This is a genomic window from Myroides sp. LoEW2-1, assembly GCF_009767705.1.
Taxonomy (GTDB): Bacteria; Bacteroidota; Bacteroidia; order Flavobacteriales; family Flavobacteriaceae; genus Flavobacterium; species Flavobacterium album_A.
This window is the reverse complement of sequence record NZ_WSPP01000109.1, coordinates 1-1038: the sequence shown is the minus strand read 5'-3', so window position 1 is coordinate 1038 and position 1038 is coordinate 1. Positions and strand designations below refer to the sequence as shown.

At 34.7% G+C, this 1038-nt stretch carries 4 protein-coding genes; all 4 read right to left on the bottom strand.

Translation table 11 applies throughout. The features are described from left to right. A partial coding sequence (locus GOQ24_RS07495; protein WP_160339406.1) for a hypothetical protein occupies positions 1 to 189 on the bottom strand: 189 nt, incomplete at its 3' end. Between the two features lies 1 nt (position 190). Further along, positions 191 to 367, bottom strand: a complete 177-nt coding sequence (locus GOQ24_RS07490) for a hypothetical protein (RefSeq protein ID WP_155093046.1) — start codon at positions 365 to 367, stop codon at positions 191 to 193. A gap of 12 nt (positions 368 to 379) precedes the next feature. After that, the gene (locus GOQ24_RS07485) at positions 380 to 550 is read right to left on the bottom strand and encodes a hypothetical protein (RefSeq protein WP_155093047.1); all 171 of its coding nucleotides are present in this window, start codon (positions 548 to 550) and stop codon (positions 380 to 382) included. Positions 551 to 577: 27 nt separating this feature from the next. Continuing rightward, positions 578 to 742, bottom strand: a complete 165-nt coding sequence (locus tag GOQ24_RS07480; protein ID WP_155093048.1) for a hypothetical protein — start codon at positions 740 to 742, stop codon at positions 578 to 580. Positions 743 to 1038 lie beyond the last annotated feature (296 nt).

Genomic DNA, 1038 nt, shown 5'->3' with positions numbered 1-1038 from the left:
ATTATATGTAACCTTTTCCTTATCTAAATTAAATTCATCACAAGAACGTACAGATAAAGTTTCTATTTCATTTTGTGCATTTAATTCATAATAATAGGTAATATTATCAATGTCTTCAACTATCTTATTTTTCTTAGTTCCTAAATAATTATTATTTATCGAGGTTCTACTTTCAATATTTATTTTCATATTAATGATGTAAGTATTTTCGCTTTAATCTTTTTCCTTCTTGTTTAGTTATATATTGTTTATCTATTGCATAATCTATCATATCTTTCATTCCATCATTATACTTATTTCCAAATTTGCGTGTCACATCTCTTATATCCATTTCCATTGCTTTTCCAAACTTACCTCTTCTAATCAAATCTTCTTGAACTTACCTCCATATAACAGCAGAATCAAATGACCCCCAACTAGCTGTTTTCTGATGATCTGCAACATCCATTAGAATTCCAAGTCCTTTATACTTAGATATCTTTTTACCTCCTAATCCACCAGCATTTTGGGTAGCCGAATTTGCAGGCATGTGATTAACTTCGCCTCCCATATTTTTGTTAACTTTTCTTACAGGTCCTTATCCTCCACCTAAAGCTGACAACCCAAAAGGATCCAGCCACCCATTCACATCATGCACATACCCATACAGCGCCATACCTCCCATCAACCCAATAGGATCCTGACTCACATACATTCCCCATATCAGGACTATAATACCTAAAGCGGTTATAGTATAGACCACTCTCTAAGTCATCATACTGCAACTAATATCTAAAGGGACAGTCCATCCGCTTACCTACCTTCATGTCGATACGTCCGTAGATATCTAAGACACCATGCCAGACCAAGTCCCCCGTAGCATTATACATATACTCAGGTGTACCGAGATAGTTGCAGATGATACTAAAAAGACTTAGCTAATTAAAACTAAGTCCTTTTGTATCCACCCGACCAAGCCCATATTTCATAAGCTAACGTAAGGTAGTAAGTTTGCTTGAAATAATAAAGAGATGAGCAAACAAGAAATAATGTACTCTC

What these genes read in the sequence shown, in the direction of transcription:
- GOQ24_RS07485 (WP_155093047.1), bottom strand. Translation starts at nt 550, where the DNA reads ATGGGAGGCGAAGTTAATCACATGCCTGCAAATTCGGCTACCCAAAAT.